Origin of the sequence: Pantoea sp. UBA4549 (assembly GCF_002387285.1) — a bacterium.
Classification (GTDB): domain Bacteria; phylum Pseudomonadota; class Gammaproteobacteria; order Enterobacterales; family Enterobacteriaceae; genus Pantoea; species Pantoea borealis.
This window is the reverse complement of record NZ_DGLH01000009.1, coordinates 337788-344362: the sequence shown is the minus strand read 5'-3', so window position 1 is coordinate 344362 and position 6575 is coordinate 337788. Positions and strand designations below refer to the sequence as shown.

7 protein-coding genes are annotated in these 6575 nt (G+C 57.6%); 6 read left to right on the top strand and 1 reads right to left on the bottom strand.

The window, feature by feature from the left end; all coding sequences use genetic code 11:
• The coding region (locus B3041_RS08355; RefSeq protein ID WP_292971346.1) for a hypothetical protein at positions 1-199 on the bottom strand (199 nt) is incomplete at its 3' end.
• Positions 200-326: 127 nt separating this feature from the next.
• On the opposite strand from B3041_RS08355, the gene sapA reads away from it, so the two are divergent.
• The 6 genes from sapA (at position 327) to fabI (ending at position 6517) form a co-directional block, all read left to right on the top strand.
• Entirely contained in the window at positions 327-1943 is a 1617-nt protein-coding gene (gene sapA, locus B3041_RS08350) for an ABC transporter substrate-binding protein SapA (protein ID WP_065649292.1), read from the top strand.
• 3 nt (positions 1944-1946) lie between these two features.
• Positions 1947-2912 (top strand): putrescine export ABC transporter permease SapB, encoded by a 966-nt coding sequence (gene sapB / locus B3041_RS08345; RefSeq protein ID WP_065649291.1) that lies wholly within the window; start codon positions 1947-1949, stop codon positions 2910-2912.
• The gene (gene sapC, locus B3041_RS08340) at positions 2899-3789 is read left to right on the top strand and encodes a putrescine export ABC transporter permease SapC (RefSeq protein WP_292971340.1); all 891 of its coding nucleotides are present in this window, start codon (positions 2899-2901) and stop codon (positions 3787-3789) included. Before sapB ends, sapC begins: the two co-directional genes overlap by 14 nt.
• Complete coding sequence (sapD, locus tag B3041_RS08335; protein WP_065649289.1) at positions 3789-4784, top strand: putrescine export ABC transporter ATP-binding protein SapD; 996 nt, start codon at positions 3789-3791, stop codon at positions 4782-4784. The genes sapC and sapD overlap by 1 nt, the downstream gene beginning before the upstream one ends.
• Complete coding sequence (sapF, locus tag B3041_RS08330; RefSeq protein WP_039384515.1) at positions 4784-5587, top strand: putrescine export ABC transporter ATP-binding protein SapF; 804 nt, start codon at positions 4784-4786, stop codon at positions 5585-5587. The genes sapD and sapF overlap by 1 nt, the downstream gene beginning before the upstream one ends.
• A gap of 141 nt (positions 5588-5728) precedes the next feature.
• Positions 5729-6517 (top strand): enoyl-ACP reductase FabI, encoded by a 789-nt coding sequence (fabI, locus tag B3041_RS08325; RefSeq protein WP_039384517.1) that lies wholly within the window; start codon positions 5729-5731, stop codon positions 6515-6517.
• Positions 6518-6575: the final 58 nt, after the last annotated feature.

Below are 6575 nucleotides of genomic sequence, written 5' to 3'. Positions count from 1 at the left end.
CGGTTCTGCTGAGCGCAGCCAACGCTGCTGCCGCATCAGTCAGGAAGAAAAAAAAAAGCCCGCACGAGGCGGGCAACATAATACTGGAAGCAATGTGAGCAATGTCGTGCCCTTCTCCGGCAGAGCCACCGGTGAAGCGCAGGTGAATAATAATCATTCCTATTATCATCTGTAAAGCTTTATTGAGAACTTTTCTCATTCCCACACTCTTATTGCGCCTGTTTTTTATGCAATGTGCAGGTAATTGCTGCAGGCGCATGGGGAGTTTGGGAAGTCACGCTGGTTTGCGATACACTCTGCTTATTGCCTCAGAATCGTTGAGTTCTATGCTAAAAATTCTCTTCTCGCTGCTGCTGAGTTTCAGCGCTTTGAGCGCGTCTGCTGCGCCTGCGGAATCGATCCGTCAGACCGGCTTTGTCTATTGTGTCAACGGCAGCGTCAACACGTTTAACCCGCAGATGGTCAGCAGCGGACTGGTGGTTGATACTCTGGCCGCACAGCTCTATGACAGACTGCTGGATGTTGATCCTTACACCTATCGCCTGATACCCGATCTGGCGCAGAGCTGGGAAGTGCGTGATAACGGCGCGACCTATCGTTTTCATCTGCGCCGGAATGTCTCTTTCCAGCATACCGCCAGCTTTACGCCCCGACGTACGCTGAACGCCGATGATGTGGTGTTCAGCTTCGCGCGGATGTTTGACCGGCACCACCCGTGGCATAACGTCAATGGCGGCAGCTATCCCTACTTTGACAGTCTGCAGTTTGCCGACTCGGTGCAGAGCGTTAAAAAGCTGGATCGCTATACCGTGGAGATCCGTCTGAACGCGCCTGATGCCTCTTTTTTATGGCATATCGCCACCCATTATGCGCCGGTGCTGTCGCAGGAGTATGCTGCGCAGCTGGATGCCCGTGGGCAGCAGGAGAAGCTGGATCGCGAGCCGGTGGGTACCGGTCCGTATCAGCTGAGTGAATACCGTACCGGGCAGTATCTGCGCCTGGCGCGCAATCCCTGGTACTGGAAAGGCGTACCGCGTCTGCAGCAGGTGGTGATTGACCTCGGCGTCGGTGGCACCGGACGTCTTTCAAAACTGCTGACCGGCGAGTGCGATGTGCTGGCCTATCCGGCGGCGAGCCAGCTGTCGATTCTGCGTGACGACCCGCGTTTGCGCATGACGCTGCGCCCCGGCATGAATATCGCTTATCTGGCGTTTAACACCCGTAAAGCGCCGCTGGATCGCCCCGAAGTGCGGCACGCGCTGGCGCTGGCAATCAATAATGAACGCCTGATGGAGTCTATTTATTACGGCACAGCGGAAACCGCTGCCTCTATCCTGCCGCGCGCGTCCTGGGCCTACGACAGCGACGCCCGCGTAACGGAATATAATCCGGACAAATCGCGTGCTGCGCTGAAAGCACTCGGCATCGAAGATCTGACGCTGCGTCTGGTGGTGCCAACGGCCTCGATGTCCTGGAACCCCAGCCCGCTTAAAACCGCTGAACTGCTGCAGGCAGATCTGGCGCAGGTTGGCGTTAACGTCATTATTACCCCGGTAGAGGGCCGTTTTCAGGAAGCGCAGCTGATGGCGATGAACCACGATTTAACCCTGAGCGGCTGGGCTACTGACAGCAACGATCCCGACAGCTTCTTTCGTCCGCTGCTCAGCTGTGCGGCGATCCGCTCGCAGACCAACTATGCTCACTGGTGTTCTCCGGCGTTCGATGAGTCACTGCAGCGCGCCCTGCTCTCACAGCAGCTCTCCGCGCGAATTGAAAACTATGACCGTGCGCAGCAGCTGCTCGCTCAGGAGCTGCCGGTACTGCCGCTCGCGTCTTCACTGCGCGTGCAGGCGTACCGGCACGATGTTCAGGGGCTGGTGCTGAGTCCGTTTGGCAATGCTTCCTTCGCCGGCGTACATCGCGATGAGCAGAGCGGAGAGTAACCGATGATTATCTATTTGCTGCGCCGCATACTGCTGCTGGTGATCACCCTGTTTCTGCTGTCGCTGGTCAGCTTCAGCCTGAGCTACTTTACGCCAAACGCGCCGCTGGAAGGTGCCTCGCTACTGGATGCCTGGTGGTTCTGGACGCAGGGCTTACTGCAGTTTGATTTTGGTGTTTCCAGCATTAATGGCCTGCCGGTAAATCTGCAGCTGCGCGAAGTGTTTCCCGCCACGCTGGAACTGTGCGTGCTCGCATTTATGCTGGCGTTGCTGGCCGGGATCCCGCTCGGTATCTGCGCCGGCGTCATGCGAAAAAAATGGCCGGATAAAGTGATTAGCGCGCTGGCACTGCTGGGATTTTCGATGCCGGTATTCTGGCTGGCGCTGCTGTTTACCCTGTTCTTTTCACTGACGCTGGGCTGGCTGCCGGTATCGGGCCGATTCGACCTGCTTTATCCGGTGCAGAATGTCACCGGGTTTGCGCTTATCGACGCCTGGCTGAGTCCCTCCCGCTGGCGCCATGAGATGCTGCTGAGCGCGCTGTCACATATGGTGCTGCCGGTGATCGTGCTCGCGGTAGCGCCCACCACAGAAGTGATCCGGCTGCTGCGCATCAGCACCAGTGAAGTTATGGATAAAAACTATGTCAAAGCGGCGGCTACCCGTGGCCTGTCACGCTTTACTGTTATCCGCCGTCACGTGTTACACAATGCCCTGCCGCCGGTTATCCCGCGTCTGGGACTGCAGTTCTCTACTATGCTGACGCTGGCGATGATCACGGAAGTTGTTTTCAACTGGCCGGGCCTGGGGCGCTGGCTCATTAATGCTGTCCGCCAGCAGGATTATGCGGCCATTTCCGCCGGTGTGATGGTTGCTGGCGGGCTGGTCATTATTGTCAGCGTCCTCTCTGATATTCTTGGCGCCGCCCTGAATCCGCTGAAGCACAAGGAGTGGTATGCCCTCAGATAACGTTTATGCCGAGAAGCGGCTGCCGAGCACGCTGCGCCTGAGCTGGCACCACTTCTATCGCGACACGGGCGCCATGATCGGCCTGTATGGCTTTGGTACACTGCTGCTGCTCTGCCTGTTCGGCCGGGTGATCGCGCCTTACGGCATCGATCAGCAGTTTCTGGGCTATCAGCTGCTGCCGCCTTCATGGTCACGCTACGGCGACGTCTCTTTTTTCCTCGGCACTGACGACCTGGGCCGCGATGTGCTGAGCCGCCTGCTGAGTGGCGTGGCCCCGACGGTGGGGTCGGCACTGATTGTCACGTTGCTGGCCGCGCTGGCGGCACTGCTCCTGGGCATTCTGGCGGGCATGACGCGCGGCGTACGTTCTGCCGTCATGAATCACATTCTGGATACGCTGTTGTCGATTCCGTCACTGCTGCTGGCGATTATTGTGGTTGCGTTTCTTGGACCACAGCTGGCGCACGCCATGCTGGCGGTGCTGCTGGCGCTGATCCCGCGGCTGGTAAGGGAGATCTACACCGCCGTGCACGATGAGCTGGAGAAAGAGTATGTCGTGGCACTGCGGCTGGATGGCGCACGCAATCTCAGCATTCTGTGGAATGCAGTGCTGCCCAATATTCTGCCGCTGCTGATTAGCGAATTTACCCGCTCACTCTCAATGGCGATCCTTGATATTGCCGCGCTGGGCTTTCTTGATTTAGGCGCGCAGCTGCCCTCGCCGGAATGGGGCGCGATGCTGGGAGATGCGCTGGAGCTAATCTATGTTGCCCCGTGGACGGTGATGCTGCCGGGTGCGGCGCTGATGACAAGCGTCCTGATTGTTAACCTGCTGGGCGACGGTATCCGTCGCGCGGTTGAGGCGGGAGCTGAATAATGCCGCTACTTGATATCCGCAATCTGACAATTGAGTTTATGACGCCGGAAGGCCCGGTGAAGGCGGTGGACCGCATTAACCTGACGCTGAGTGAGGGAGAGATCCGCGGACTGGTGGGTGAATCGGGTTCCGGAAAGAGCCTGGTGGCGAAAGCGATCTGCGGCGTAACCAAAGATAACTGGCGCGTCACCGCCGATCGTATGGTGTTTGACGACATCGATCTGCAGCGTCTTTCGCCGCGCGAACGGCGTAAAATCATGGGGCACAATGTCTCAATGATTTTTCAGGAGCCGCAATCCTGCCTCGATCCCTCTGAGAGCGTTGGCCGCCAGCTGATGCAGGCTATCCCGCGCTGGACGCATAAAGGTCGCTGGTATCAGCGCCTGTGGTTCTGGCGCAAAGCACGCGCCATTGAATTGCTGCACCGGGTGGGCATCCGCGATCACAACGATATTCTGCGCAGCTTTCCCTACGAACTCACCGAGGGCGAGTGTCAGAAAGTGATGATAGCGATTGCGCTGGCAAATCAGCCGCGCCTGCTGATTGCCGATGAGCCGACCAACGCTATGGAACCCACTACCCAGGCGCAGATATTTCGCCTGCTCAGCCGCCTGAACCAGAATAACAACACCACGATTCTGCTGATCAGCCACGATCTGCGCACCATGAGCAAATGGGCTGACCGTATTAACGTGATGTATTGCGGACAGACGGTGGAAACCGCGCAGAGCGAGGAGCTGATGAGCACGCCGCACCACCCCTATACGCAGGCGCTGATCCGTGCAATGCCCGATTTCGGCAGCGCGCTGCCGCATAAAAGTCGTCTGAATACGCTTTCCGGCGCCATTCCTTCGCTGGAGCATCTGCCAATTGGCTGCCGGCTTGGTCCGCGCTGTCCTTATGCGCAGCGTAAATGCGTTGAAACGCCGCGCCTGACCGGCAGCAAATCGCATCTGTTTGCCTGTCACTTTCCGCTTAACCGGGAGCGTCAGTAATGGAAACGCTGCTGGAAGTACGCAACCTGAGCAAAACCTATCGTTATCGCACCGGGCTGTTTCGCCGCCAGCACGTTGAGGCGGTCAAAAATGTCAGTTTTACGCTGCGCGAGAAGCAGACGCTGGCAATCATTGGCGAAAACGGCTCCGGCAAATCAACGCTGGCCAAGATGCTGAGCGGCATGGTCGCCCCCAGCGCCGGTGAAATGCTGATTGACGATCACCCACTGAGCTACGGCGATTACGGCTATCGCAGCCAGCGCATCCGGATGATTTTTCAGGACCCGTCGACCTCGCTGAATCCGCGCCAGCGTGTCAGTCAGATCCTCGACCTGCCGCTGCGCCTGAACACAGAACTGGATGATGAGGCGCGCGAGCAGCGTATCATCAGCACGCTACGCCAGGTCGGGCTGCTGCGCGACCATGCTGGATACTATCCGCATATGCTGGCACCGGGCCAGAAGCAGCGCCTGGCGCTGGCGCGGGCACTGATCCTGCAGCCCAAAGTGATCGTGGCCGATGAAGCACTCGCCTCGCTGGATATGACCATGCGCTCTCAGCTGGTGAACCTGATGCTGGAGCTGCAGGAGAAACACGGCATCGCTTATATCTACGTGACGCAGCATCTGGGCATGATGAAACATATCAGCGATCAGGTGCTGGTGATGCATCAGGGTGAGGTCGTGGAGCGCGGCGGCACCGCAGATGTTTTAGCCTCGCCGCTGCATGAGCTGACCAAAAGACTGATTGCCAGCCACTTTGGTGAAGCGCTGACCGCTGAAGCCTGGCGGCGCGCGCTCTGAATGCCGCCCGTCTCGCGGAAAACGCGGTGCGGTTTACCGTATTTGATACAGACGTGCTAGAATCCGCACGTCGATTAACGTCGGTCGTATACTTTTTAATCATCGCGACCGCCAACAACAATGACCATAAGGATTACAGCTATGGGTTTTCTTTCCGGTAAGCGCATTCTGATTACTGGCGTTGCCAGTAAACTCTCCATCGCCTACGGTATTGCGCAGGCGATGCATAAGCAGGGCGCAGAACTGGCTTTCACCTACCAGAACGACAAACTGAAAGGTCGTGTGGAAGAGTTCGCTAAAGAATTGGGTTCAGACATTGTTCTGCCTTGCGATGTGGCAGAAGATGAGAGCATCACTGCCCTGTTCACTGAGCTGGCAAAAACCTGGCCAAAATTTGACGGTTTCGTGCACTCTATCGGCTTTGCCCCGGGCGATCAGCTGGATGGTGACTACGTAAATGCCGTAACGCGCGAAGGTTTCAAAATCGCGCACGATATCAGCGCTTACAGCTTCGTGGCGATGGCCAAAGAGTGCCGCGCGATGCTGAACCCGAATGCTGCCCTGCTGACCCTCTCTTACCTGGGCGCAGAGCGTGCTATTCCAAATTATAACGTTATGGGTCTGGCGAAAGCGTCGCTGGAAGCTAACGTACGCTACATGGCAAACGCCATGGGTCCGGAAGGCGTGCGCGTCAACGCCGTGTCTGCAGGTCCAATCCGTACTCTGGCGGCATCCGGCATCAAAGATTTCCGTAAGATGCTTTCCCACTGTGAAGCGGTTACGCCGATTCGCCGTACAGTAACTATCGAAGACGTAGGTAACTCTGCGGCCTTCCTGTGTTCTGACCTGGCGGGCGGTATCACCGGTGAAGTCGTACACGTTGATGGCGGCTTCAGCATTGCCGCTATGAACGAGCTGGAACTGAAATAAGTTCTGCAGGGGCGAGCCTGACTCGCCCCACTCTCTCTCTGCCCGCACTATATACCCA

Excerpts from the sequence above, each read along its gene's own strand:
- sapF (WP_039384515.1), top strand. The coding sequence starts at position 4,784 with ATGGAAACGCTGCTGGAAGTACGCAACCTGAGCAAAACCTATCGTTAT.
- fabI (WP_039384517.1), top strand. The coding sequence starts at position 5,729 with ATGGGTTTTCTTTCCGGTAAGCGCATTCTGATTACTGGCGTTGCCAGT.
- sapB (WP_065649291.1), top strand. The coding sequence starts at position 1,947 with ATGATTATCTATTTGCTGCGCCGCATACTGCTGCTGGTGATCACCCTG.
- sapD (WP_065649289.1), top strand. The coding sequence starts at position 3,789 with ATGCCGCTACTTGATATCCGCAATCTGACAATTGAGTTTATGACGCCG.
- sapA (WP_065649292.1), top strand. The coding sequence starts at position 327 with ATGCTAAAAATTCTCTTCTCGCTGCTGCTGAGTTTCAGCGCTTTGAGC.
- sapC (WP_292971340.1), top strand. The coding sequence starts at position 2,899 with ATGCCCTCAGATAACGTTTATGCCGAGAAGCGGCTGCCGAGCACGCTG.